Genomic DNA, 23,305 nt, shown 5'->3' with positions numbered 1-23,305 from the left:
TCAGGCCTTGCGCCGCACCACCCGATCGAAGGCCTGCTTCGCGCGCCGTCCTAGAGCCCTCGTCTTCAGCGCCTGAAGCTCGCGCTTGAGCCGCGTGCGCTGCTCGGCCGACAGCGCCGTGCCGAAACGCCCCAGCGCCTGTTCCAGCGCCTCGCGCTGCGCCGCCACCCGCCCCTGCCGCCCTTCGGCCTCGGCCAGCCACTCGCAGGCATTGGCGACGCGCTCGCGCAAGGCCGCGTCGCCCGACTCGCCGAAGCGCGCGATGAGCACGCGGTAGGCCTTGGCCTGGCCGGCCAGGTCGTCCATCTTGTCGAAGGCCTTGGCCTTGTTGATCATCGACTTGGCGGCCCACAGCTGCAGGGCGCTGTCCCGTGCCATCGCCGTGCGCGCGATCACCTCGTCGTAGCTGGCCACGGCCTCGGCGAAGCGGCCCGCGCGGCGCAACACGGCGCCCTTGCGAAACAGCGCGCCGGCCACGCGCGCGCGCAGGTCGGGCAGCTCGGAGTTGCCCCAGCGCGCAACGATCTCGTCGTGCACGCGCATCTCGTCCGCGGGCCGCGCGAGGCGATCGAGCGCGGTGCTCTTGTATTGCAGGCACAGCGCCACCTGCGACTGCATCTCGGTGGAGGCATCGGCGCCGTAGCGCGCGTCCATCGCGTCGGCCGCCTCGACGACCTCGGCGAAGTGCTCGAGCGCCAGCAGGCAGAAGGTCTTGTGCGACAAGGCGCGCGCGCACTGGCGGCGCATCAGCGGGTGCGGCGAGGCGGCATGCGCCGCGAGCACCTCGTCGAACAGCGCAATGGCCTCGCGCGATGCGCCCGCGTCGCCGAGCTTGCGGCCTTCGCGGACGGTGTCGCATGCCGCATCGAAGAGCTCGGCCGGCAACTCGCCGGCGTCGAGCCCGCCGGTCTTGCGCAGGCGCTTCAGGCAAGCCTCGCGCCCGGCCGTCGCCTTCACGCGCAGCTCGCGCAGTTCAGGCGTGGTGCCCTCGCGCGACGCCGCCACGAGCGGCTCGTACACCGCAAGCGCCGCCTCGGGCCGGCCCAGCAGGTCGAGCAGCACGAAGCCCTTGTGCAGCAAGGTGGTGGCCACGGTGCGCTGCACCACGGCGTCGCCGTCGCGGGCGAAGGTGCCGAGCAGGCGCTCGCAGGCGGCCAGCGCGGCCTCGCCGTCGCCCTGGTCGCGCAGCCCCACGGCCCATTCGTGGGCGCGCACGGCCGCGAGGCGGCGCACCTGCGCGGAGGCGTCGTGGCCGTAGCGGTCGAGCAGCCAGCCGACCAGTTCGGCGCGGCGCGCGGCCTCGTCGAGCCCGAGGCCGTCGAAGAACAGGGCCAGCGCGCGCACGCCTTCCAGCCGCAGCTCGGGCGCGGCATCGGCCAGCCCGGTCTCGATCTGGTCGGCCACCTGCAGGCACAGCACCTGCGCCTGCGTGTGCTGCGCCAGCTCGCGCAGGTTGAGCACCGCGGCCAGCCGGGCCCGCGCCACGCGCAGCACCACGCCGGCCTCGGCGCCGCCCTCGAAGCGTTCGATGGCCGCTTCGAGCGTGGCCAATGCGTCCTGCGGCAGGCCGCGATGGTGTTCGATCTCGGCCTTGAGCAGGCGCGCGTCGAGCCGCCATGCATCGAGCGCGGCATCGGCCTGCGCATCGAGCTGTTCGCTCATGAAATCGCAGGCCTCGCAGCGCGCCGCCGCATCGTCGATGAGCCAGGTGCGCTGATAGAGCGCGTGGGCGATGTGCGCGCGGATCTCGGGCTCGCTGCGCCCGCCGTGCGCAGCCACGAGGCGGTCGAGCGTGGCCAGCGCGTCGGCCGGGCGGTGCAGCTGGCGCAGCACGTGCGCGAGCAGCCGCAGCGCCTGGCAACAGGGCACGACCACGGCGGCGTCGGGCAGCGCGCCGAATTCGGCGATCAGCCGGCTGCAGGCGGCGATCGCCTCGCGGCGGCGGCCGAGGTCGCTCAACAGCTCCGCCTGGCGAAAGCTCGCGGCGGCGCGTTCGGCGGGAGATTGCTGCAGGGGCGCGGGCAGGGCCGGGGCGTCGTTCGATGGCTTCGGTTGCTGCTGCGCGGAGGACTCGACTACATTCACCTTCGCTTCCTTGTGTGGCGCGCCCCGCGCGGAGCGGGGCGGAATGCAAGAACGGCGGATTCTGCCCGCGATCCCCCACGCATCGCGCGCGAATTCGCACCTTCTTCAACCTTCCTCACCCAGGCTTAGGCCTTTACGCTTCCTTTTCATGCGGATCCTCGGCATCGACCCCGGTTTGCAGACCACCGGCTTCGGCGTGGTCGATGCGGACGGCCATGCGCTGCGCTACGTGGCCAGCGGCACCATCAGCACCCGGCACCTGGGCAGCGGCAACCTGCCGGCGCGCCTGAAGGTGCTGTTCGACGGCATCGGCGAGATCACGGCGCGCTACCAGCCCGAGGCGTCGGCGGTCGAAATCATCTTCGTCAACGTCAACCCGCAGTCGACGCTGCTGCTGGGCCAGGCGCGCGGCGCCTGCGTGACGGCGCTGGTGAGCCACAACCTGTCGGTGGCCGAGTACACGGCGCTGCAGATGAAGAAGGCCGTGGCCGGGCACGGCCAGGCCGCGAAGGCCCAGGTGCAGGAGATGGTGAAGCGCCTGCTCGACCTGCCCGGCCTGCCGGGCGCCGACGCGGCGGACGCGCTGGGCATCGCGATCACCCACGCGCAGGTCGGCCGTTCGATGGCGCGGCTCGCGGAGGCGGCCGAGCTGTCGAAGACCCACGCCGGCACCTACCGGCAAGGGCGTTCGCGCTGAGGGCGCCTCAGCGCACGATGTAGCGCAGGTCGCCCAGGCGCTGGCGGCGTTCGCGCACCTCGGCGGCCACGGCGGACGCATCGCCAGCCAGCGCCCGCGCGATCCAGCCGGCCAGCTGCGGCATGTCCTCGGGCGTGAAGCCCAGCCGCACGATCTCGGGCACGCCCAGGCGCAGGCCGTTGATGTCGCCGTCGACCGGCGCGATCGGCAGGCCGATGCCGCAGGCCAGCAACCCGCCTTGGGCCAGCTGTTTCGCTGCACGTTGCCCGCCGCCCCAGCGCGCAGCCTCGAGCGCGAACTGGTGCGACTGCGTGAAGCCGCGCGCCTTGGCGAACACCGGCAGGCCCTGCGCATCGAGCGCGCGTGCCAGCGCCTTCGCGGTGTCGCGCATCGCCGCCGCATAGGCCACGCCGTGCACCTTCCAGTCGAGCAGGCCACGCGCCAGCGCCGCCGTGCGGCCCGCGTCCGAGTTGGCCGTGAGGCCGGGGTAGGCGATGGCGTCGATGCGCTCCATCAGCGCCGCATCGTTCGACACGATCAGCCCGCCGGCCGGGCCGCCCAGGCTCTTGTAGGTGCTCATGGTGATCGCGTGCGCGCCCTCTTCGAGCGGCTGCGGCCAGGCCTGGCCGGCCACCATGCCCGAGAGGTGCGCGGCATCGAAGAGCACCTTGGCGCCCACGCTGTCGGCCACCTCGCGGATCGCGGGCACCGGGTGCGGGAACAGGTTGAGGCTGCCGCCGATGGTGATGAGCTTGGGCTTCACCTCGCGCGCGAGCTTGGCCAGCGCCACGACGTCGACCGAGTAGCCGTCGGCATCGACCGGCGCCGGCACGGTCTTCAGGCCGTAGAGCCCGGCCGCGCCCGCCGCATGATGCGTCACATGGCCGCCGATGGCGGGCGGCGGCGCGATGATCGTGTCGCCGGGCTGGCAGGTCGCCATGAACACGTAGAGGTTCGACAGCGCGCCCGAGCTCACGCGCACCTCGGCAAAGCGCGCGCCGAACACCTCCGCCGCCAGCTCGGCGGCGACGACCTCGATGCGCTCGATGGCTTCCAGCCCCATCTCGTACTTGTCGCCCGGGTAGCCCAGCGACGGGCGCGAACCCAGCCCGCGCGACAGCAGCGCCTCGGCGGCGGGGTTCATCACGTTGGTGGCCGGGTTGAGGTTCAGCCCGTCGACGTCGTGGATGCGGTGGCTGTCGGCCACGAGGCGTTCGATCTCGGCGGCCACGCCCGCCGCGTCGCGCGCGGCGGCATCGGCGGCAATGGCGAGCACGTGGTCCTCGCTGGCGGCGGGGACCCAGGAACGGCGGTGGAGGGCTGCGGGCATGCGGTGTCTCGCTGGGAGTGGTGAAAGGGAAGGACCGCATGGTCGCGCCCCGCGCCGCTACCAGCAACACGGATAAACTGGGCCCGAGCCCTAGAAAAACTTGGCCTCCATCGCATGCCCCTCGCCCCACCCCGCCCTCGCCTGCCGCCGCACACGGCCGTGCGCGCCTTCGAGGCCGCGGCGCGCCACGGCAGCTTCGCGCGGGCGGCCGAGGAACTGTTCGTGACGCCCGCCGCCGTCGCGCAGCAGATCAAGGCGCTCGAGACCTGGGCCGGCGGTGCGCTGTTCGAGCGGCACAGCCAGGGCATCCGGCTCAGCGCGCACGGCCGGCGCGCGCTGCCCGCGCTCAGTGCGGCGGTCGACCAGCTCGGCCTCGCGGTGCAGGCGCTGCGCCAGGAAACGCAGACCGCCGCGCGCCGCAGCACGCTGCAGGTGGCGGCTCTGCCGGCGATGGCGCAACTGTGGCTGTCGCCGCGGCTCTCGCGGCTGAAGGCTGCGCTGCCCGGCGTGCAGGTGTCGGTGACGGCGCTGGAGCAGCCACCGAACTTCCGGCGCGAGCCCTTCGACCTCGGGCTGTTCTACGCACGCGGTGCCGAAGCCGCCGTCGGCGCGGCGGGCATCCCGCTCGCGCGCGACCGTCTCGTGCCCGTGTGCAGCCCGCGCGTGCGCGCATCGCTGGAGAGCGCACGCCCGCGCCCGCTCGACGACCTCCTCGACGTGCTCGCGCGCTGCGGCGGCCTGCACGACACGGTGTGGCGCGACGACTGGTCGCGCTGGCTGCAGGCCGTGCGCCCCGGCACCACGGCGGCCGAGGCCGATGCGCTGGCCGCCGGCCCCGATTTCTCGCTCTACAGCCTCGCGCTGCAGGCCGCGCTCGACGGTGAAGGGGTGCTAATGGGGCGCGAGCGGCTGGTGGCGCCGCTGCTGGAGAAAGGCCGGCTGCACGCGCCCTGGGGGCGGCCGAAGGCGCTGGGAGACACGTTGATGCTGCTGGTGCCCGCGCACCGCAAGGGGCCACTGCTTGCGCAGCAGGTGCAGGCGCTGCAGGCCCTGGTCGATTGAACGGCTCGCGCTACGCGACGCGCTCGGCGATGAGCACGGCGAAGAAGCCGAGCGCCGCCAGCACCGTCCACTTGAACACGATCCAGCCGAAGCGGCGGTACTTGACCTGCCCTGTGCCCGCGTAGAACGCGAAGGACACACCCGCCACCAGCAGAAGCAGCAGGATGGCCCAGCGAAAGAGAAGCATCGGGAAGAAAAGGCGTGCGCCGGGCTTACCAGGCCCGCGCCACTTCGCCGAAGCCGCGCGGTGCGCGCTTCTCGTCCTCGAAGGTCACGACCTCGTAGGCGTCGCTGTGCGAGAGCAGCTCGCGCAGCAGCTTGTTGTTGAGCGCATGGCCCGAGCGGAACGCGGTGTACGCGGCCAGCAGCGGCTTGCCGATGATGTACAGGTCGCCCATGGCGTCGAGGATCTTGTGCTTCACGAACTCGTCGTCGTAGCGCAGGCCGCCGGCATTGAGCACCTTGGTGTCGTCCATGACGATGGCGTTGTCCAGGCCACCGCCGAGCGCGAGGCCCTTGCTGCGCATGTACTCGACCTCTTTGGTGAAGCCGAAGGTGCGCGCGCGTGCGATGTCGCGGCTGTACGAGTCGGTGCCCAGGTCGAACTCCACGCGCTGGCCGGTGGAGTTGACGACGCGGTGGTCGAAGTCGATCTCGAAGCTCAGCTTGAAGCCGTGGTACGGCTCCAGGCTCGCCCACTTCTCGTTGGCGCCCTCGCCTTCGCGCACCTCGACCTTGCGCAGCACGCGGATGAAGCGGCGCGGCGCCTTCTGCAGCTCGATGCCCGCGCTTTGCAGCAGGAACACGAAGGACGAGGCCGACCCGTCGAGGATCGGCACTTCGTCGGCCGTGATGTCGATGTAGAGGTTGTCGATGCCCAGGCCCGCGCAGGCGGACATGATGTGCTCGACGGTCTGCACCTTGGCGCCGCCCGTGGAGACGGTGGACGCCAGGCGCGTGTCGGTGACCGATTCGGCGGTCATGCGAATCTCGACCGGCTCGGGCAGGTCGACGCGGCGGAACACGATGCCCGTGTCGGCCGGGGCCGGTCGCAGGGTCAGCTCCACGCGTTGGCCGCTGTGAAGCCCCACGCCCACGGCGCGGCTGATCGACTTGAGGGTTCGTTGTTGCAGCACGCCCGATATTTTAGGCGGGCGACGACCGTGACGCCCTATTCCCTTCGCTATGGCCGCGATAGACATGGACCGGTCAGACAAGAAAAAACAAAAAGCCGGGAGCCCCCGGCGATGGACGCAAGGGGCACGAGGTGGACGCAGCGCCTAGAGCCGGGGGTCAGTCCCTTTCAGGTCTTCCCCGTCCCCTTGCGAACCCTCGTGCCCTCTGCGTTCGGTGGCCTGCGGTCAGTCTGCTTGACGGCGCAGGAATGCGGGGATCTCGAAGTCGTCCATGCCACCCGACGACAGTGCGTCGACCTTGGCAGCGGCCATCGTGCGGTTGGTGCGCCACACGCTGGGCACGGCCATGCCGTCGTAGTTGGGCTGGCTGCCCGAACCACCACCCGCGTGGCCCACGCCGCCGAGCGTCGGCACGGTGAACGGGATGTTGTCGGTGCCGGTGCGGATCACTTCGAGCGTCGGGGCCTGGCGGCGTGCGTCGGCGCGCGACAGGCCCGTGGCCACCACCGTGACGCGCATCTGGTCGCCCAGGCTTTCGTCGTAGGCGGCGCCATAGATCACGTGCGCGTCCGGCGAGGCGTAGGCGCGGATGGTGTTCATCGCGAGCTTCGACTCGTTCAGCTTCAGCGAACCCTTCGATGCCGTCACCAGCACCAGCACACCCTTCGCGCCCGAGAGGTCGATGCCTTCGAGCAGCGGGCAGGCCACGGCCTGTTCGGCGGCGATGCGCGCGCGGTCCGGACCTGCTGCGGCAGCGGTGCCCATCATGGCCTTGCCGGGCTCGCCCATCACGGTGCGCACGTCTTCGAAGTCGACGTTCACGCCGCCGTACTCGTTGATGATTTCCGAGATGCCGCCCACGGCGTTCTTCAGCACGTCGTTGGCGTGCGCGAAGGCTTCGTCCTGGGTGATGTCTTCACCGAGCACGTCCAGCAGCTTCTCGTTGAGCACCACGATCAGCGAGTCGACGTTGGCTTCGAGCTCGGCCAGGCCGGCGTCGGCGTTGGTCATGCGACGGCCGCCTTCCCAGTCGAAGGGCTTGGTCACCACGCCCACCGTCAGGATGCCCATTTCCTTGGCCACGCGCGCGATCACGGGCGCCGCGCCGGTGCCGGTGCCGCCGCCCATGCCGGCCGTGATGAACAGCATGTGCGCGCCGTCGATGGCAGCGCGGATGTCGTCCACCGCAGCTTCGGCCGCGTCACGGCCCTTCTCGGGCTTGCTGCCGGCGCCCAGGCCGCTGATGCCCAGCTGGATGTTCTTGTGCGCGTTGCTGCGTTGCAGGGCTTGCGCGTCGGTGTTGGCGCAAACGAACTGCACGCCTTGCACACCACGCTCCATCATGTGGGCGACCGCATTGCCACCGCCGCCGCCGACACCGATCACCTTGATCTGCGTGCCCTGGTTGAATTCTTCGACTTCGATCATTTCGATGGTCATTTCTAACTCCTTGAATATTGCAGTTGCCGTTATGTGTCTATGAATATTTCTTTTGCCGTGACGTGATCAACGGGATCGCCGTCGCGATGGTGGACCGGTGCGTCGCCATCGCTCGTTGAAATGCAGCGGAGGGCCCGCGCGTGCGAGCCAGAGTGGGGAGTGGTTCATGGTCAGAAGTTCCCCACGATGAAGTCCTTGAAACGTCCGAACGCAGTCTTTACGGACCCGTTCTTCTGTGCGACCTTGAAGCCACGCATGCGTGCAAAACGTGCTTCCTCGAGCAGGCCCATCACGGTGGCCGCGCGCGGCTGCGCCACCATGTCCGAGAGAGCGCTCGAGTACTTCGGAATGCCGCGGCGCACGGGCTTGAGGAAGATGTCTTCACCCAGCTCGACCATGCCGGGCATGACGGCGCTGCCGCCCGTGAGCACCACGCCCGACGACAGCACTTCCTCGTAGCCCGACTCGCGCACCACCTGCTGCACCAGCGAGAAGATTTCTTCGATGCGCGGCTCGATCACGCCGGCAAGCGCCTGCTTGCTCAACATGCGCGGGCCGCGATCGCCAAGGCCGGGGACTTCGACCTGCGATTCAGGGTCGGCCAGCAGCTGCTTGGCATAGCCGTGCTCGACCTTGATGTCCTCCGCGTCCTTGGTGGGCGTGCGCAGGGCCATCGCGATGTCGCTCGTGATGAGGTCGCCCGCGATCGGGATCACGGCCGTGTGGCGGATCGCGCCGTTGGTGAAGATCGCCACGTCGGTGGTGCCCGCGCCGATGTCGACCAGCACCACGCCCAGTTCGCGCTCGTCTTCGGTGAGCACCGCCTGGCTGGAGGCCAGCGGGTTCAGCATCAGCTGGTCGACCTCGAGGCCGCAGCGGCGCACGCACTTGATGATGTTCTCGGCCGCGCTCTGCGCGCCGGTCACGATGTGCACCTTGGCCTCCAGGCGCATGCCGCTCATGCCGATCGGCTCCTTCACGTCCTGGCCGTCGATCACGAACTCCTGCGGCTCCACCAGCAGCAGGCGCTGGTCGCTCGAGATGTTGATGGCGCGCGCCGTCTCGACCACGCGGGCCACGTCGGCGGGCGTGACTTCCTTGTCCTTCACCGCCACCATGCCGCTCGAATTGATGCCGCGGATGTGGCTGCCGGTGATGCCGGTGTAGACGCGGCTGATCTTGCAGTCGGCCATCAGCTCGGCTTCTTTCAGCGCCTGCTGGATGCTCTGCACGGTGGCGTCGATGTTCACCACGACGCCGCGCTTGAGGCCGTTGCTGGGCGCGATGCCCAGGCCGGCCAGCTTGAGCTCGCCGCCTTGCAGCACCTCGGCCACGACCACCATCACCTTGGCGGTTCCGATGTCCAGGCCTACGACCAGGTCTTTGTATTCTTTGGGCATGTAGATGTCCTCGGTATTCGCTACTTGATTTTTCTTGGGGCCTCGGGCGAGACCGTGGTGACGCCGCGCAGCCGCAGGGCATACGCGTCGTTGTGGCGCAGATCGGCGCGTTCGACGTCGGCCACCGTGCGGCGGTACTGGCCCGCGACCTGCGTCACGGTCTTCAGGAACCGCTGCAGGCGCGCCGACACCTCGTCGCTCTGGCCGCGGCCGAGCTCGATCTCGGCCCCGTTGTCCAGCAGCACCTTCCAGCTGCCGCGGCTGGACAGCCGCAGCTCGGCGATGTCGAAGTCGTAGGGCTCGAACATCGGTGCGAGCACGCGGTACATGCCCAGCACCTGCCCGGCCTGCTCGATCGGGCCGTCCAGGCGCGGCAGGTCGGCATCGACCTCGGCCACGTTGGCCTCGAACACGTCGCCGAAGCCGTTGATCAGCTTGGAGCCGGCCTCGTCGCCCCACACCGCCACCGGCACCTGCTCGGTCAGCGTCACGCGCAGCTTGTTCGGAAACTCGCGCCGCACCACCGCGCTGCGCACCCACGGCACCGTCTCGAAAGCGGTGCGCGCACGCGCCAGGTCGATGGTGAAGAAGTTGCCCTTCAGTTGCGGCGCCACGTTGGCACGCAGCGTGACCGCGTTGTTGTGCGTGACCTCGCCGTCCACCTTGATGCCCGAGATCGGGAAGAAAGGCTGGCGCAGCACCCACCACGCGCTCGCCGCCAGCAGCATGAGCGCCACCAGCACGAACGCAACGTTCGCGACGATGTTCATCAGCTTGACGTCGAAGGGAGCGGGGATGCTGTCGGCCATGGCTTAGTTCGCGCCTCCCTTGGCATCGAGTGCGGCCGAAGCCAGCACGCGCACGCACAGCTCTTCGTAGGGAATGCCCGCCGCGCGCGCCGACATCGGCACCAGCGAATGGCTGGTCATGCCGGGCGAGGTGTTCATCTCGAGCAGGAAGGGCTTGCGGTCGCTGGCGCGGATCATCACGTCGGCGCGGCCCCAGCCGCGGCAGCCGAGCGTGTGGTACGCGGCCAGCGTGATGCGCTGGATCTCGCGTTCCTCGGCTTCGGGCAGGCCGCTCGGGCACTGGTACTTCACGTCGTCGGTGAAGTACTTGTTCTGGTAGTCGTAGGCGCCCTCGGGCGCGGCGATGCGCACCACCGGCAGCGCGCGCGCGTCCAGGCCCTGGCCGAGCACGGCGCAGGTCACTTCTTCGCCGTCGATGAACTCCTCGCACAGCACGTCGGCGTCGAACTTGGCCGACAGCGCCACGGCGTCCTGCATCTGCGAGTAGCCCTCGACCTTGGTCACGCCGATGGACGAGCCCTCGCGCGGCGGCTTCACGATCAGCGGCAGGCCGAGCACGTCGGGCACCACCATGATCTGCTCGCGGCTTTGCTGATCGAAGGCCAGGCGCACGTACTTGGGCGTGGGCAGGCCGTCGGCCTGCCAGATGCGCTTGGTCATGACCTTGTCCATGGCCACGCTCGAGGCCATCACGCCCGAGCCGGTGTAGGGAATGCCGAGCAGCTCGAGCGCGCCTTGCACCGTGCCGTCTTCGCCGTGGCGGCCGTGCAGTGCGACGAAGCAGCGCGCGAAGCCTTCGCGCTTCAGGTCGGTCAGCTCGCGCTCCGACGGGTCGAAGGCATGCGCGTCGACGCCGCGCGAACGCAGGGCCTGCAGCACGCCGGCACCGGACATCAGCGACACCTCGCGTTCGGCGGAACTGCCGCCGAACAGCACGGCGACCTTGCCGAAAAGTTGTGGATCCTGAAGGCTCACGCGGCCCTCCCCTTGCGCGCAGCGCGCTCTGAAGTTGTTGATGAGGGTGCGGGCGGCGTGCCGAGTTCGACCACCTTGCCCGGCACCGCGCCGATGGAGCCCGCGCCCATGCACAGCACCACGTCGCCCGCGCGGGCGTTGTCCAGGATGGCCTGCGGCATGGCGACGATGTCGTCCACGAACACCGGCTCGACCTTGCCGGCCACGCGCAGCGCGCGCGCCAGCGTGCGGCCGTCGGCGGCCACGATGGGCGCCTCGCCCGCGGCATAGACCTCGCCCAGCAGCACCGAGTCGGCCGTGCCGATGACCTTCACGAAGTCCTCGAAGCAGTCGCGCGTGCGGGTGTAGCGGTGCGGCTGGAAGGCCAGCACCAGTCGGCGCCCCGGGAAGGCGCCACGCGCGGCCGCGATGGTGGCCGCCATCTCGACCGGGTGGTGGCCGTAGTCGTCGATGACGGTGAAGCGCCCGCCGGCCGTGTCGTTCGGCACGGCCACGTCGCCGTAGCTCTGGAAGCGGCGGCCCACGCCCTTGAAGCCGGCCAGGCCACGCTGCACCGCTTCGTCGGCAATGCCGAGCTCGACCGCCATGGCGATCACCGACAGCGCGTTGCGCACGTTGTGCTCGCCCGGCAGGTTCAGCACGATGGGCAGGTCGGGCAGCGTCACGCCGTTGCGGCGCTGCGCGGTGAAATGCATCTGGCCGCCGACGGCGCGCACGTCGATGGCGCGCACCTGGGCGTCCTCGCCGAAGCCGTAGCTGGTGACCGGGCAGGTCACGTCGGCCACGATCTCGCGCACCGCCGGATCGTCGGTGCACAGGATGGCCACGCCGTAGAACGGCATGCGGTGCAGGAAATCGACGAAGGCCTTCTTCAGCTTCGCAAAGTCGTGCCCGTAGGTCTCCATGTGGTCGGCGTCGATGTTCGTGACCACCGCCATCACAGGCAGCAGGTTCAGGAACGAGGCGTCCGACTCGTCGGCCTCGACCACGATGTAGTCGCCGCTGCCCAGCTGCGCGTTGGCGCCGGCGCTGTTCAGGCGCCCGCCGATCACGAAGGTCGGGTCGAGCCCGGCGGCCTCGAGCACGCTGGCGGCCAGGCTGGTGGTGGTGGTCTTGCCGTGCGTGCCGGCGATGGCGATGCCCTGCTTCAGGCGCATCAGCTCGGCGAGCATGAGCGCGCGCGGCACGACGGGAATGCGCTTTTCGCGCGCGGCCAGCACCTCGGGGTTGTCCGACTGCACGGCGGTGGAGGTGACGACCGCGTCGGCGCCGTCGATGTGCGCGGCGGCATGGCCCACGAAGGTGCCGATGCCCAGGCCCGCGAGGCGGCGCAGCGTGGCGCTGTCGGACAGGTCGGAGCCGGTGATCTTGTAGCCCAGGTTCAGCAGCACCTCGGCAATGCCGCTCATGCCCGAGCCGCCGACGCCGACGAAGTGGATGTGACGGATCGCGTGCTTCATTTCGCAAGCTCCTCGCAGGCGCGGACAACCGCGTCCACTGCTTCGGTCTTCTGCAGGGTCTTGGCCTTGGTGGCCTTGTCGATCAAGGTCGCGCGTTCGGTTTTCTGTAGCAAATCAGCCAGCAATTCAGGGGTGAGGTCGGTCTGTTGCACCAGCCAGCCGCCGCCCGCGTCCACGAGGAAGCGCGCGTTGGTGGTCTGGTGGTCGTCGACCGCCGAGGGGAAAGGCACGAACAGCGCTGCTGCGCCGACGGCCGCGATTTCGGTGACGGTGCTGGCGCCGGCGCGCGCGACGATGAGGTCGGCCTCGGCGTACGCCTGCGCGGTGTCGTCGATGAAGGGCGTGAGTTCGCCCTCGACGCCGGCCGCCGCATAGTTGGCGCGCAGCTCGTCGATCTGCTTGGCGCCGCTCTGGTGCAGCACCTGCGGGCGGGCGTCGGGCGCGATGCGCGCCAGCGCCTGCGGCACCACGGTGTTGAGCGCACGCGCGCCCAGGCTGCCGCCGACCACCAGCAACTTGAGCGGCCCCGTGCGGCCCGCGAAGCGCGTGGCCGGATCGGGCTGCGACGTGAACGCCGCGCGCAGCGGATTGCCCACCCACTGCGCCTTCTTCAGCACGTTCGGGAAGGCCGTGAACACGCGGTCGGCCACGCCCGCCAGCACCTTGTTGGCGAGGCCGGCGACCGAGTTCTGCTCGTGCAGCACCAGCGGCTTGCCCATCAGCACGCCCATCATCCCGCCCGGGAAGGTGATGTAGCCGCCCAGGCCCACCAGCACGTCGGGCTTCACGCGGCGCACCACGGCCAGGCTCTGCCAGAAGGCGCGCAGCAGCTTCAGCGGCAGCAGGAACAGCGTGAGCGGGCCCTTGCCGCGCACGCCGCCGAACTGCACGGGCTCGAAGGCGAAGCCGCGCGGGGGCACGAGCTTTTCTTCCATGCTGCCGGGCGCGCCCAGCCAGTGCACGCGCCAGCCGCGCTCGCGCAGGGCCTCGGCCACGGCCAGGCCCGGGAAGATGTGGCCGCCCGTGCCGCCTGCCATGACCAGCGCAGTGCGCGTCATACGCGACCTCCCCGCATCAGCACGCGGTTCTCGTAGTCGATGCGCAGCACGACGGCGAGCGCCACGAGGTTCATCAGGATCGCCGAGCCGCCGAAGCTCATCAGCGGCAAGGTCAGGCCCTTGGTCGGCAGTGCGCCCAGGTTCACGCCCATGTTGATGAAGGCCTGGAAGCCGATCCACACGCCCACGCCCTGGGCCACGAGGCCCGAGAACACGCGGTCCAGCGCGATCGCCTGGCGGCCGATGTGCATGATGCGGCGCGTGAGCCACAGGAACAGGCCGATGATCAGCAGCACGCCGATGAGGCCGAACTCCTCGCCGATCACGGCCAGCAGGAAGTCGGTGTGCGCCTCGGGCAGCCAGTGCAACTTCTCGACGCTGCCGCCCAGGCCCACGCCGAAGACCTCGCCGCGCCCGATGGCGATCAGCGAGTGCGACAGCTGGTAGCCCTTGCCCAGCGCGTGCTCTTCGCTCCACGGATCGAGGTACGCAAAGATGCGCTCGCGGCGCCACGGGCTGCTCGCCACGATGGAGCCGAAGGCCACCACCACCAGCGTCGCGATCACGAAGAACATGCGCGCGTTCACGCCGCCCAGGAACAGGATGCCCATGGCGATCACGGCGATCACCATGAAGGCGCCCATGTCGGGCTCGGCCATCACCAGCATGCCGACCACCACCACCGCGATGCCCATCGGCAGCACGGCGCGGAAGAACCGCTCCTTGATCTCCATCTTGCGCACCATGTAGCTGGCGGCGTAGAGCACCATCGCGAACTTGGCCAGCTCCGACGGCTGGAAGCGCATGAAGCCCATCGGCAGCCAGCGGCGCGCACCGTTCACGTTGATGCCGATGTGCGGAATGAGCACCGCCACCAGCAGCAGCAGCGAAGCCACGAAGAGCCAGGGCGCGGCGCGCTCCCAGGTCTTCATCGGGACCTGGAAGGTCAGCAGCGCAGCGATGAAGGCGATGACCAGCGACGCCGCATGCCGCGTGAGGAAGTACGAGGCGCTGTAGCCGGCGCGTGCGAAGCGCGGGTTGTCGGGCAGCGCGATCGAGGCCGAATACACCATGATCAGGCCCCAGGTCATCAGCGCGACCGTGACCCAGACCAGCGCCTGGTCGAAGCCCAGCACGCGCATCGGCGTGGCCTTGGTCTGCGCGACACCGGCGCCGCCCAGCCGCACGGGCAGGTGCACGGGCAGCGAATCCATGCCGCTGCGGGCGCGCCGGAACCAGCCGCCGAAACGGCTGCCGGTGCTGGTTTCCTGGCCTGCGGCTGCGGAGTTCAAATCGGGTCCTCCATCGATCCGGCGGTGGACAGCGACGCGCCAGGCACATACGACACCACCGCGTCGTCGCCACCCACGGCCTCGCGCGGGCTGTCGGCGTAGGCCTCGACGGCCTCGCAGAACACTTCGGCGCGGTGCGCGTAGTCCTTGAACATGTCGAAACTCGCACAGGCCGGTGACAGCAGCACGGCATCGCCGGGGTGGGCGCGCGCGGCGGCAAGCTTCACGGCCTCTTCCATCGAACCCGCGTGCTTCAGCGAGACGCCCGTGGAGGCCAGCGCGGCCTCGATCAACGGGGCGTCGCGGCCGATGAGCACGACGGCGCGCGCGTACTGGCGCACGGGGTCGGCCAGCGGCTCGAAGTCCTGGCCCTTGCCTTCGCCGCCGAGGATCACGACCACGCGGCGCTCCTCGCCGAGGCCGCTCAGTGCGGCCACGGTGGCGCCGACGTTGGTGCCCTTGCTGTCGTCGAAGAACTCGACCTCGTCCACGATGGCGATCGGCTCGACGCGGTGCGGCTCACCGCGGTACTCGCGCAGGCCGTAGAGCATCGGGCCCAGCGGGCAGTCGGCGGCACTGGCGAGCGCGAGCGCGGCCAGCGCGTTCATGGCGTTGTGGCGGCCGCGGATGCGCAGCGCGTCGGCGGGCATGAGGCGCTGGAAGAAGAGCTCTTCTTCCACCACCGCGCCGCGCTTGCGCTTCTGCGTTTCGTCGGCTTCCAGCGCGCGCACCAGCCAGGCCACGCCGTTGATGCGTTCGATGCCGTAGTCGCCGGGGCGCAGCGGCATCGCGCCGCCGAAGGTGACGTGGGTGCGGATCTGCGGACGCTGCAGCCGCACCTTGACCGGCGGCGGCAGCATGGCCATCACGCCGGCGTCGTCGCGGTTGAGGATCATCAGGCCCTTGGCGCCGAAGATGCGCGCCTTCGCGGCCGCGTAGGCCGGCATGTCGCCATGCCAGTCGAGGTGGTCCTGCGTGAGGTTGAGCACGGTCGCGGCCGTGGGCTCGAAGCCCTGCACGCCGTCGAGCTGGAAGCTCGAGAGTTCGAGCACCCACACGTCGGGCAGCGTGCCGGCGTCGAGGTGCCCGGCCAGCGTGTCGAGCAGCGTCGGGCCGATGTTGCCGGCCACGGCCACGGTCTTGCCCGCGCGTTCGACCAGCTGGCCGGTGAGCGAGGTGACGGTGGTCTTGCCGTTGGTGCCGGTGATGGCGAGCACGGCGGGCGTGTAGCCCTTGGGCGCTTCGGGCTCGGGTTCGGGCACGAGTTCGAGTTGCGGCGTGGCCTCTTCCTCGACCGCGGCCGACGCCGGGTTGGTGGCGGACAGCTCGGCGATCTTGGCGACGAACTCGGCGGCCTCGCGCGCCGCGGTGGGCACGTAGGGCTTGCCGGGGGTCGGGAGGCGGGAGATGGTGGCGGCGGGTGCGGGCGACACGGCAGGCGTCTCGGCGGCGGCTGGTGCGGCGCCATCTTCCGTGGCGGCGTCTTCCGTCACGGCGCCTTCGCCGACGACCTCTTCGGCGGGCGGCGTCACCGGCACGCTCAGCGATGCATCGCGCGGCATGGCTTCGGCCATGGCGGGCGGTGTGGGTTCGGTGGCTTCGGTCGGTTCGACGGAAGCGGCGGGTTCGGTTTCTGCGGCAAGCGCATCGACCGGCAGTGCGGCCTCGGTCGATTCTGCCGTCAGCTCGGGCGCCACGGCGTCAGTCGCTTCAACAGCTTCAGCGGGCGCAACCGCTTCGGCCTCACCCTCAGCCATCGGTGCAGGCACTTCCGGCGTCTCGACCACCGCAGCCTCCGCCACAGGGGCTTCTTCGCTCAAGGCCAGCTCGGCCTGGGCCGGCGTTTCAACGACAGGCTCGACCACGGCGGTTTCGACCGGCACTTCAGCCTCGGCCTCCACCACCGGCACCTCGACCGTCTGCAGATCGAGCAGCGCGCGCGCGAACAGGTCCAGCTCGCCGCCGACCACGAGGCCCACGGCCTTGGCGGCGTCGACGACCGGCGCCAGCGTCGCGGGCGACAGGCCCGGCGAGCGGTACACCGCGCGGATCGGCGTGCCTTCGACCAGCGCGGCCGTGAACGGCCCGCCGATGAAAGTGGCATCGGGCAGCTCGGCCTGCAGCGTCGCCAGCGAAGCCGGTGCCTCGCGCGTGTCGGCCACGGTCACGACCGCGCCGTGGCGCGCGCACCAGCGCGCCATCGCCAGCCCGGACGCGCCGAGGCCGAGGATGAGAACGGGGAGGTCTTTCAGGTGCCGCATGGTTGTGTTGTTACCGCAGCTTCAGCGTGGAAAGGCCGATGAGGCACAGCAGCATCGTGATGATCCAGAAGCGCACCACGACCTGCGTCTCGCGCCAGCCGCTCTTCTCGAAGTGGTGGTGCAGCGGCGCCATCTTGAGCACGCGCCGGCCTTCGCCGAAGCGCTTCTTCGTGTACTTGAAGTACGTGACCTGGGCCATCACCGAGATCGCCTCGACCACGAAGATGCCGCCCATGATGAAGAACACGATCTCCTGGCGCACGATGACCGCGATGGTGCCCAGCGCGCCGCCCAGTGCGAGCGCGCCCACGTCGCCCATGAAGACCTGTGCCGGATGGGTGTTGAACCAGAGAAAGGCCAGCCCCGCACCGGCCATGGCCGAGCAGAACACCAGCAGCTCGCCCGAGCCGGGGATGTTGGGGAACAGCAGGTACTTGGAGTACACCGCGCTGCCCGTGACGTAGGCGAACACGCCCAGCGCCGAGCCCACCATCACCACCGGCATGATCGCCAGGCCGTCGAGGCCGTCCGTGAGGTTCACGGCGTTGCTGGCGCCCACGATCACGAGGTACGTGAGGATGACGAAGCCGATGCCGCCCAGCGGGTAGCTGACTTCCTTGAAGAAAGGCACCAGCAGGTTGATCTTGGGCGGAAAGTCGAGGTCGAAGCCCGAGCGCACCCAGGCGTAGAACAGCTCGAGCACGCGCCAGTTGGAGCTCTCGGAAATGCTGAACAGCAGGTAGAAGCCCGCGAGCAGGCCGACCAGCGATTGCCAGAAATACTTCTCGCGCGAGCGCATGCCCTCGGGGTCCTTGCGCACCACCTTGCGCCAGTCGTCCACCCAACCGATGGCGCCGAAGCCCATCGTGACCCACAGCACGATCCACACGAAGCGGTTCGAGAGGTCGAACCACAGCAAGGTGGCGAAGGCGATGGCGAACAGCACCAGCACGCCGCCCATGGTGGGCGTGCCGCTCTTGGTCAGGTGCGTTTCCATGCCGTAGCCGCGGATCGGCTGGCCGATCTTGAGCGCGGCAAGGCGACGAATGACGTACGGGCCGGCCACCAGGCCGACCACGAGCGCGGTCAGCGCGGCCATCAGGGCGCGGAACGTGAGGTAGTTGAAAACGCGCAAGAACCCGAACTCGGGCGACAGCGTCTGCAGCCATTGGGCCAGGGACATCAGCATGGTGTGTTGCGCGGCTCATGCGTCATGACCGGCCTCCTTTTGTTGTTGTGCTTCGATCGCCTGCACCACGCGCTCCATCTTCATGAAGCGCGACCCCTTGACCAGCACGCTGCCCAGCTGCGGCAGGCGGGCGAGCACGGCCGCGCGGAGCGTGTCGAAATCGTCGAAATGGCGTCCATCGACACCATCGTTGTTGTTGAAAGCCGTTGCCGCATGCACGGTCTCGCCGCCCAGCGTGTAGACGGCGTCGAGGCCGCGCTGGCGCGCCCAGGCGCCGACCTCGGCGTGGAATTCCGGCGAGCGGTCGCCGACCTCGCCCATTTCGCCGAGCACCAGCAGGCGCGGCGCGGGCAGGCCGGTGAGCACGTCGATGGCGGCAATCACGGAATCGGGGTTGGCGTTGTAGCTGTCGTCGACCAGCGTGAGCGCGTGCCCGCCGGGCAGCACGACCTCGCTGGCGCGCGAACGGCCCTTGACCGGCTCGAAGGCCGACAGGCCCGCGGCGATGGTGTCGAGCGACACGCCGGCGGCCAGCGCGCAGGCGGTGGCGGCGAGCGCGTTGCCCACGTTGTGGCGGCCCGCGATGTGCAGGCGCGCATCGAAGGCGCCCAGCGGCGTGCGCACGCGCACGCGCCAGGCGCCCTGCTGCCATTCGGCGCTGTCGAGCGAGATGTCGGCGTCGGCGTGCTCGCCGAAGGTCAGGCAGCGACGCGAACCGCTCTGGCGTGCCAGGTCGGTCCACAGCGAAGTGAAGGTGTCGCCGTAGGGGAACACGGCCGTGCCGTCGTCGGGCAGTTCGGCGAACACGGCGGCGTTCTCGATGGCGACCGCCTCGACGCTGGCCATGAACTCCTGGTGCTCGCGCTGCGCGTTGTTGACCAGCGCGATGGTCGGGCGCGACATGGCGGCCAGCCGCGCGATCTCGCCCGGATGGTTCATGCCCAGCTCGAGCACCGCCAGCTGGTGCTGCGCGCGCAGGCGCATCAGCGTGAGCGGCACGCCGATCTCGTTGTTGAAGTTGCCGGCCGTGGCCAGCGCGCGGTCGGCGCGGAAGGCGGCGAGCACGGACGCGATCATCTGCGTGACCGTGGTCTTGCCGTTGCTGCCGGTGACGGCGATCAGCGGCAGGCTGAACTGCGCGCGCCAGCCGGCGCCCAACGCACCGAGCGCGAGGAGCGAATCGGGCACCTCGAGGCCGGCGAGCCCCGCGGCTTCGAGGCCGCCGTGCGCAATGGCGGCCACGGCGCCCTGCTTCTTCGCGTCGGCCAGGAAGTCGTTGGCGTCGAAACGCTCGCCCTTGAGCGCGACGAACAGGTCGCCGGCGGCCAGGGTGCGGGTGTCGGTGTGGACGCGCGCGATCACGGTGGCCGGGTCGCCCACGAGGCGCGAACCCGGCACCCATTGCTGCGCCTGCGCCAGCGTGAGGTTGAGCGGGGTGGAGACGGGCGTGGCCATGGCGGTCATGCGGCACCCCGCTTCGCGAGCGCGTCGAGCGCGTGGGTCTTGTCGGAGAACGGCAGGCGCTGGCCCGCGATCTCCTGCCACTCTTCGTGGCCCTTGCCGGCGATCAGCACCACGTCTTGCGGTGCCGCCTGGGCGATGGTTTCGGCGATGGCGCGCGCGCGGTCGACCTGCACGCGGGCCGCCTCGACGCGCGTGAAGCCGCGCAGCGCCTGGCTGATGATCGCGTCGGGGTTCTCGTTGCGCGGGTTGTCGCTGGTGAGCACCACATGGTCGGCCTGCCGTTCGGCGACAGCCGCCATCAGCGGGCGCTTGATCGGGTCGCGGTTGCCGCCGCAGCCGAACACGCACCAGAGCGCGCCGCCGCGTTGCTTGGCCAACGGGCGCAGGCCCGCGAGGGCCTTGTCGAGCGCGTCGGGCGTGTGGGCGTAGTCGACCACGGCCAGCGGCGCGCCGTCGGTGGGTTGCACGCGGTCCATGCGGCCCGGCACGCTGCTGAGGTGGGCGCAGGCGGCCACGGCCTGCGCGAGCGTGAGGCCCAGCGCGCGCAGGGTGCCGAGCACGCCGAGCAGGTTGGCGACGTTGTACTGGCCGATGAGCCCGGTCGCGAGCCGTTCGGCCGGTGCCGTGCTGCCGTGCTCGGCCACGGTGAACTGCAGGCCCTGCGCGTCGTAGCCGATGTCGCGCGCCACCAGCCGCGCGGGCTTGCCGCCGGCCGAGACGGTCCAGACGTCGAGCGCGCCGATGCCGGCGTCCAGCAGGTTGGCGCACAGGCTGGCGCCGTGCATGTCGTCGATGTTGATCACCGCGGCGCGCAGGCCGGGCCAGCGGAACAGCTCGGCCTTGGCCTGCCAGTAGGCGTCCATGCTGCCGTGGTAGTCGAGGTGGTCCTGCGTGAAATTGGTGAACACAGCGACCGCGATGCGGCAACCGTCGAGCCGGCGCTCTGCGATGCCGATCGACGAAGCCTCGATCGCGCAGGCGCCGAAGCCTTCGGTGACGAAGTCGCGCAGCGCGCGCTGCAGCATCACGGGGTCGGGCGTGGTCAGGCCGGTGTAGGTGAGCGCGGGTGGCACGCCGATGCCCAGCGTGCCGACCACGGCGCAGGGCGACGGGGCGCCGCGCTCGGTGGTGCCGTCGGGGCGCATGGCGCGCACGCCGCCGGCCGCGCGCAGCGTGGACAGCGATTCGGCCAGCCACCACGCGGTGGAGGTCTTGCCGTTGGTGCCGGTCACGGCCAGCAGGTCGAGCTGGGCCGAGGGGTTGTCGTAGAAGGCGGCGGCGATCGGGCCGGTGGCGGCCTTCAGGCCGGGGTAGCTCACGATGCGCTCGTCGCCGTCGAAGCCGAAGGCGTCCACGCCCTCGTGCTCGACCAGGCAGGCCACGGCGCCCTGCGCCAGCGCGGCCGCCACGTGCTGGCGGCCGTCGGTGGCGGCGCCGGGCCAGGCGATGAAGGCATCGCCCGGGACGACCGCGCGGCTGTCGGCCTGCAGTACGCCCTGCACGCGCTCTTTCAGCCAGAACGCGGCGGTGGTGGGGGAAGTGAGTGTCAGCATGTCAGAAGCTCTCGGGGACGTCTTGCGTCTGCACGAGGGGTTTGACCGCCAGATCGGGCGGTACGTTCATCATGCGCAGGGTCTGCTGCACGACTTCGCTGAACACGGGCGCCGCGGCGAGGCCGCCGAAATACTGGCCGTCGGTCGGCTCGTCGATCATCACCGCGACGATGATGCGCGGCTTCTCGATGGGCGCCATGCCGGTGAACCAGGCACGGTACTTGTTGCTGGCGTAGCCCTTGCCGACCTGCTTGTGGGCCGTGCCCGACTTGCCGCCGACCGAGTAGCCCACCGTTTGCGCGCGCGTACCGGTGCCGCCCGGGCCGGCGGCCATCTGCAGCATCTTGCGCACCGCGAGCGCGTTGGAGGGCGAGAACACCCGCACGCCGACCGGCGGCTCGGTGTTCTTCAGGATGGTGACCGGGATGATGGAGCCGTCGTGCGCGAACGAGGTGTACGAATGCGCCATCTGGAACAGCGAGGCCGACAGGCCGTAGCCGTAGGCCATGGTGGCCTGCTCGACCGGCTTCCAGGTCTTCCACGGACGCAGCCGGCCCGTCACGGCGCCGGGGAACTGGATCTGCGGCTTCTGGCCGTAGCCCAGCGCGGTGTAGGTGTCCCACATCTCGTGGGGCGTCATCTTCTGGGCGATCTTGAGCGCGCCCACGTTGCTCGACTTCTGGATCACGCCCTCCACCGTCAGCGCCCCGTAGTTGTGGGTGTCGCTGATGGTGAAGCCGCCCAGCTGGTAGCGCCCGGGCGCGGTGTCGATGATGGTCGAGGGCTTGACGCGGCCGGCCTCCAGCGCCATCGCCACGGTGATGGGCTTCATGGTCGAGCCGGGCTCGAAGGTGTCGGTGAGCGCGCGGTTGCGCAGCTGCTCGCCGGTGAGGTTCTGGCGCTTGTCGGGCACGTAGCTCGGGTAGTTGGCCAGCGCCAGCACCTCGCCAGTGGTGCTGTCGAGCACCACCACGCTGCCGGCCTTGGCACGGCGCGCGGTGACGGCGTCGCGCAGCTTCTGGTAGGCGAAGAACTGCACCTTGCTGTCGACGCTGAGCTGGATGTCGCGGCCCTCGACCGGCGGCACCTGCTCGCCCACGCCCTCGACCACGCGGCCCAGCCGGTCCTTGATGACGCGGCGCGAGCCGGCCTTGCCGGCCAGTTCCTTGTTGAACGCCAGCTCGATGCCTTCCTGGCCGTTGTCTTCCACGTTGGTGAAGCCCACCACGTGCGCGGCCGCCTCGCCCTCGGGGTACTGGCGCTTGTATTCCTTGCGCTGGTAGATGCCCTTGAGGTTGAGTGCGGCGATCTGCTTGGCGATGGGCTCGTCGACCTGGCGCTTGATCCAGACGAAGGTCTTGTCTTCGTCTTCGAGCTTCTTGTCGAAGTCCTTCTGCGGCATGCCCAGCAGCTTGGCCACCTGCTTGAGCTTGGCGCGCACCTCGGGGTCGTCGCGCTCCACGTCTTCGGGAATGGCCCAGATGCTGGGCGCCACCACGCTGGACGCCAGGATGAGCCCGTTGCGGTCGAGGATGCGCCCGCGGTTGGCCGGCAGCTCCAGCGTGCGCGCGAAGCGCACCTCGCCCTGGCGCTGGAAGAAGCTGTTGTTGAAGACCTGCACGTACGCAGCCCGGCCCGCCAGCATGACGAAGCCGAAGGCGATGCCGGCGACGATGAACTTGCTGCGCCACACCGGCGTCTTGCTCGCGAGCAAGGGGCTGGTGGTGTAGCGCACGCTGCGGTTGCCGCGGCTCATCGGGCGGGCCTCGCGGTGGTGCCGGGCTTGGGCGGCGTGGTCGGCGGCAGCGGCGCGACGGCCGGGATCACCGAGCCGTCGGGGCGCACGTACTGCGTGATGGCCGGCGAGGCCGTGCGCATCTGCAGCTGTTCCTTGGCCAGCTTCTCCACGCGCAGCGGCGTGGCCTGGGCGCGCTTCTCGACCTGCAGGCGGTCATGCTCGGTTTCGAGCTTGCGCGTCTCCTGCAGGGCGCGGTCGAACTCCGTGTAGAGCTGGCGCGACTGGTACTGGGTGTGCACAAGGTACAAAGCCGTCGCAATGACGGCCAGCAGAAGAAGCAGGTTGATGCGCGCCAT

The 23,305-nt window shown here is 70.0% G+C and carries 19 protein-coding genes; 2 read left to right on the top strand and 17 right to left on the bottom strand.

Annotated elements, in window-relative coordinates; translation table 11 throughout:
• Positions 1-2,085, bottom strand: a complete 2,085-nt coding sequence (locus AC1RLW_RS28635; protein ID WP_493195939.1) for a tetratricopeptide repeat protein — start codon at positions 2,083-2,085, stop codon at positions 1-3.
• A gap of 148 nt (positions 2,086-2,233) precedes the next feature.
• Here AC1RLW_RS28635 and ruvC point away from each other — a divergent pair, with 148 nt between their 5' ends.
• The gene (gene ruvC, locus AC1RLW_RS28630; protein WP_062474210.1) at positions 2,234-2,782 is read left to right on the top strand and encodes a crossover junction endodeoxyribonuclease RuvC; all 549 of its coding nucleotides are present in this window, start codon (positions 2,234-2,236) and stop codon (positions 2,780-2,782) included.
• A gap of 7 nt (positions 2,783-2,789) precedes the next feature.
• Here the strand turns inward: ruvC and AC1RLW_RS28625 are convergent, their stop codons facing one another.
• Complete coding sequence (locus AC1RLW_RS28625; protein WP_493195938.1) at positions 2,790-4,112, bottom strand: alpha-methylserine aldolase; 1,323 nt, start codon at positions 4,110-4,112, stop codon at positions 2,790-2,792.
• A gap of 114 nt (positions 4,113-4,226) precedes the next feature.
• On the opposite strand from AC1RLW_RS28625, the gene AC1RLW_RS28620 reads away from it, so the two are divergent.
• Positions 4,227-5,174, top strand: a complete 948-nt coding sequence (locus tag AC1RLW_RS28620; RefSeq protein WP_493195937.1) for a LysR family transcriptional regulator — start codon at positions 4,227-4,229, stop codon at positions 5,172-5,174.
• A 10-nt stretch (positions 5,175-5,184) separates the two neighbouring features.
• Here the strand turns inward: AC1RLW_RS28620 and AC1RLW_RS28615 are convergent, their stop codons facing one another.
• The 15 genes from AC1RLW_RS28615 to ftsL form a co-directional block, all read right to left on the bottom strand.
• Positions 5,185-5,361 carry a hypothetical protein gene (locus AC1RLW_RS28615; RefSeq protein WP_167394968.1) on the bottom strand — a complete coding sequence of 59 codons (177 nt, stop codon included), beginning with the start codon at positions 5,359-5,361 and terminating at the stop codon, positions 5,185-5,187.
• Positions 5,362-5,386: 25 nt separating this feature from the next.
• A complete protein-coding gene (lpxC, locus tag AC1RLW_RS28610; RefSeq protein WP_056575680.1) occupies positions 5,387-6,310 on the bottom strand; it encodes a UDP-3-O-acyl-N-acetylglucosamine deacetylase in 924 nt (307 codons plus the stop codon).
• Positions 6,311-6,535: 225 nt separating this feature from the next.
• Complete coding sequence (gene ftsZ / locus AC1RLW_RS28605) at positions 6,536-7,750, bottom strand: cell division protein FtsZ (RefSeq protein WP_062474218.1); 1,215 nt, start codon at positions 7,748-7,750, stop codon at positions 6,536-6,538.
• Between the two features lie 170 nt (positions 7,751-7,920).
• A complete protein-coding gene (gene ftsA, locus AC1RLW_RS28600) occupies positions 7,921-9,150 on the bottom strand; it encodes a cell division protein FtsA (protein ID WP_056575685.1) in 1,230 nt (409 codons plus the stop codon).
• 20 nt (positions 9,151-9,170) lie between these two features.
• Positions 9,171-9,959, bottom strand: a complete 789-nt coding sequence (locus tag AC1RLW_RS28595; RefSeq protein WP_139703003.1) for a cell division protein FtsQ/DivIB — start codon at positions 9,957-9,959, stop codon at positions 9,171-9,173.
• A gap of 3 nt (positions 9,960-9,962) precedes the next feature.
• Positions 9,963-10,934 (bottom strand): D-alanine--D-alanine ligase, encoded by a 972-nt coding sequence (locus AC1RLW_RS28590; RefSeq protein WP_139703002.1) that lies wholly within the window; start codon positions 10,932-10,934, stop codon positions 9,963-9,965.
• The gene (gene murC / locus AC1RLW_RS28585; protein ID WP_493195935.1) at positions 10,931-12,394 is read right to left on the bottom strand and encodes a UDP-N-acetylmuramate--L-alanine ligase; all 1,464 of its coding nucleotides are present in this window, start codon (positions 12,392-12,394) and stop codon (positions 10,931-10,933) included. Before murC ends, AC1RLW_RS28590 begins: the two co-directional genes overlap by 4 nt.
• Positions 12,391-13,452 (bottom strand): undecaprenyldiphospho-muramoylpentapeptide beta-N-acetylglucosaminyltransferase, encoded by a 1,062-nt coding sequence (murG, locus tag AC1RLW_RS28580; protein WP_493195934.1) that lies wholly within the window; start codon positions 13,450-13,452, stop codon positions 12,391-12,393. The genes murC and murG overlap by 4 nt, the downstream gene beginning before the upstream one ends.
• Complete coding sequence (gene ftsW / locus AC1RLW_RS28575; protein ID WP_062474228.1) at positions 13,449-14,744, bottom strand: putative lipid II flippase FtsW; 1,296 nt, start codon at positions 14,742-14,744, stop codon at positions 13,449-13,451. Before ftsW ends, murG begins: the two co-directional genes overlap by 4 nt.
• Positions 14,741-17,005, bottom strand: coding sequence for a UDP-N-acetylmuramoyl-L-alanine--D-glutamate ligase (gene murD / locus AC1RLW_RS28570; RefSeq protein ID WP_493195933.1), 2,265 nt, complete (start codon positions 17,003-17,005; stop codon positions 14,741-14,743). Before murD ends, ftsW begins: the two co-directional genes overlap by 4 nt.
• A gap of 10 nt (positions 17,006-17,015) precedes the next feature.
• Entirely contained in the window at positions 17,016-18,194 is a 1,179-nt protein-coding gene (gene mraY, locus AC1RLW_RS28565) for a phospho-N-acetylmuramoyl-pentapeptide-transferase (protein WP_062474230.1), read from the bottom strand.
• Between the two features lie 15 nt (positions 18,195-18,209).
• Positions 18,210-19,649, bottom strand: a complete 1,440-nt coding sequence (locus AC1RLW_RS28560; protein ID WP_493195971.1) for a UDP-N-acetylmuramoyl-tripeptide--D-alanyl-D-alanine ligase — start codon at positions 19,647-19,649, stop codon at positions 18,210-18,212.
• Positions 19,650-19,654: 5 nt separating this feature from the next.
• A complete protein-coding gene (locus AC1RLW_RS28555) occupies positions 19,655-21,211 on the bottom strand; it encodes a UDP-N-acetylmuramoyl-L-alanyl-D-glutamate--2,6-diaminopimelate ligase (protein ID WP_493195932.1) in 1,557 nt (518 codons plus the stop codon).
• Position 21,212: 1 nt separating this feature from the next.
• Entirely contained in the window at positions 21,213-22,967 is a 1,755-nt protein-coding gene (locus tag AC1RLW_RS28550) for a peptidoglycan D,D-transpeptidase FtsI family protein (RefSeq protein WP_062474234.1), read from the bottom strand.
• Positions 22,964-23,305: a cell division protein FtsL gene (gene ftsL, locus AC1RLW_RS28545; protein ID WP_062474236.1), complete on the bottom strand. Its 342-nt coding sequence runs from the start codon at positions 23,303-23,305 to the stop codon at positions 22,964-22,966. The genes AC1RLW_RS28550 and ftsL overlap by 4 nt, the downstream gene beginning before the upstream one ends.

The organism is Variovorax sp. GW822-FHT04A09, from assembly GCF_058801005.1.
The sequence above is the reverse complement of the archived record's forward strand: the minus strand, read 5'-3'. Positions and strand labels throughout refer to the sequence as shown.

Bases quoted from the DNA above. Each gene is read 5' to 3' on its own strand.
- ruvC (WP_062474210.1), top strand. From the start codon at position 2,234: ATGCGGATCCTCGGCATCGACCCCGGTTTGCAGACCACCGGCTTCGGC.
- AC1RLW_RS28625 (WP_493195938.1), bottom strand. From the start codon at position 4,112: ATGCCCGCAGCCCTCCACCGCCGTTCCTGGGTCCCCGCCGCCAGCGAG.
- AC1RLW_RS28620 (WP_493195937.1), top strand. From the start codon at position 4,227: ATGCCCCTCGCCCCACCCCGCCCTCGCCTGCCGCCGCACACGGCCGTG.
- AC1RLW_RS28615 (WP_167394968.1), bottom strand. From the start codon at position 5,361: ATGCTTCTCTTTCGCTGGGCCATCCTGCTGCTTCTGCTGGTGGCGGGT.
- ftsZ (WP_062474218.1), bottom strand. From the start codon at position 7,750: ATGACCATCGAAATGATCGAAGTCGAAGAATTCAACCAGGGCACGCAG.
- ftsA (WP_056575685.1), bottom strand. From the start codon at position 9,150: ATGCCCAAAGAATACAAAGACCTGGTCGTAGGCCTGGACATCGGAACC.
- AC1RLW_RS28595 (WP_139703003.1), bottom strand. From the start codon at position 9,959: ATGGCCGACAGCATCCCCGCTCCCTTCGACGTCAAGCTGATGAACATC.
- murC (WP_493195935.1), bottom strand. From the start codon at position 12,394: ATGAAGCACGCGATCCGTCACATCCACTTCGTCGGCGTCGGCGGCTCG.
- murG (WP_493195934.1), bottom strand. From the start codon at position 13,452: ATGACGCGCACTGCGCTGGTCATGGCAGGCGGCACGGGCGGCCACATC.
- murD (WP_493195933.1), bottom strand. From the start codon at position 17,005: ATGCGGCACCTGAAAGACCTCCCCGTTCTCATCCTCGGCCTCGGCGCG.
- mraY (WP_062474230.1), bottom strand. From the start codon at position 18,194: ATGCTGATGTCCCTGGCCCAATGGCTGCAGACGCTGTCGCCCGAGTTC.
- AC1RLW_RS28560 (WP_493195971.1), bottom strand. From the start codon at position 19,649: ATGGCCACGCCCGTCTCCACCCCGCTCAACCTCACGCTGGCGCAGGCG.
- AC1RLW_RS28555 (WP_493195932.1), bottom strand. From the start codon at position 21,211: ATGCTGACACTCACTTCCCCCACCACCGCCGCGTTCTGGCTGAAAGAG.
- AC1RLW_RS28550 (WP_062474234.1), bottom strand. From the start codon at position 22,967: ATGAGCCGCGGCAACCGCAGCGTGCGCTACACCACCAGCCCCTTGCTC.
- ftsL (WP_062474236.1), bottom strand. From the start codon at position 23,305: ATGGCGCGCATCAACCTGCTTCTTCTGCTGGCCGTCATTGCGACGGCT.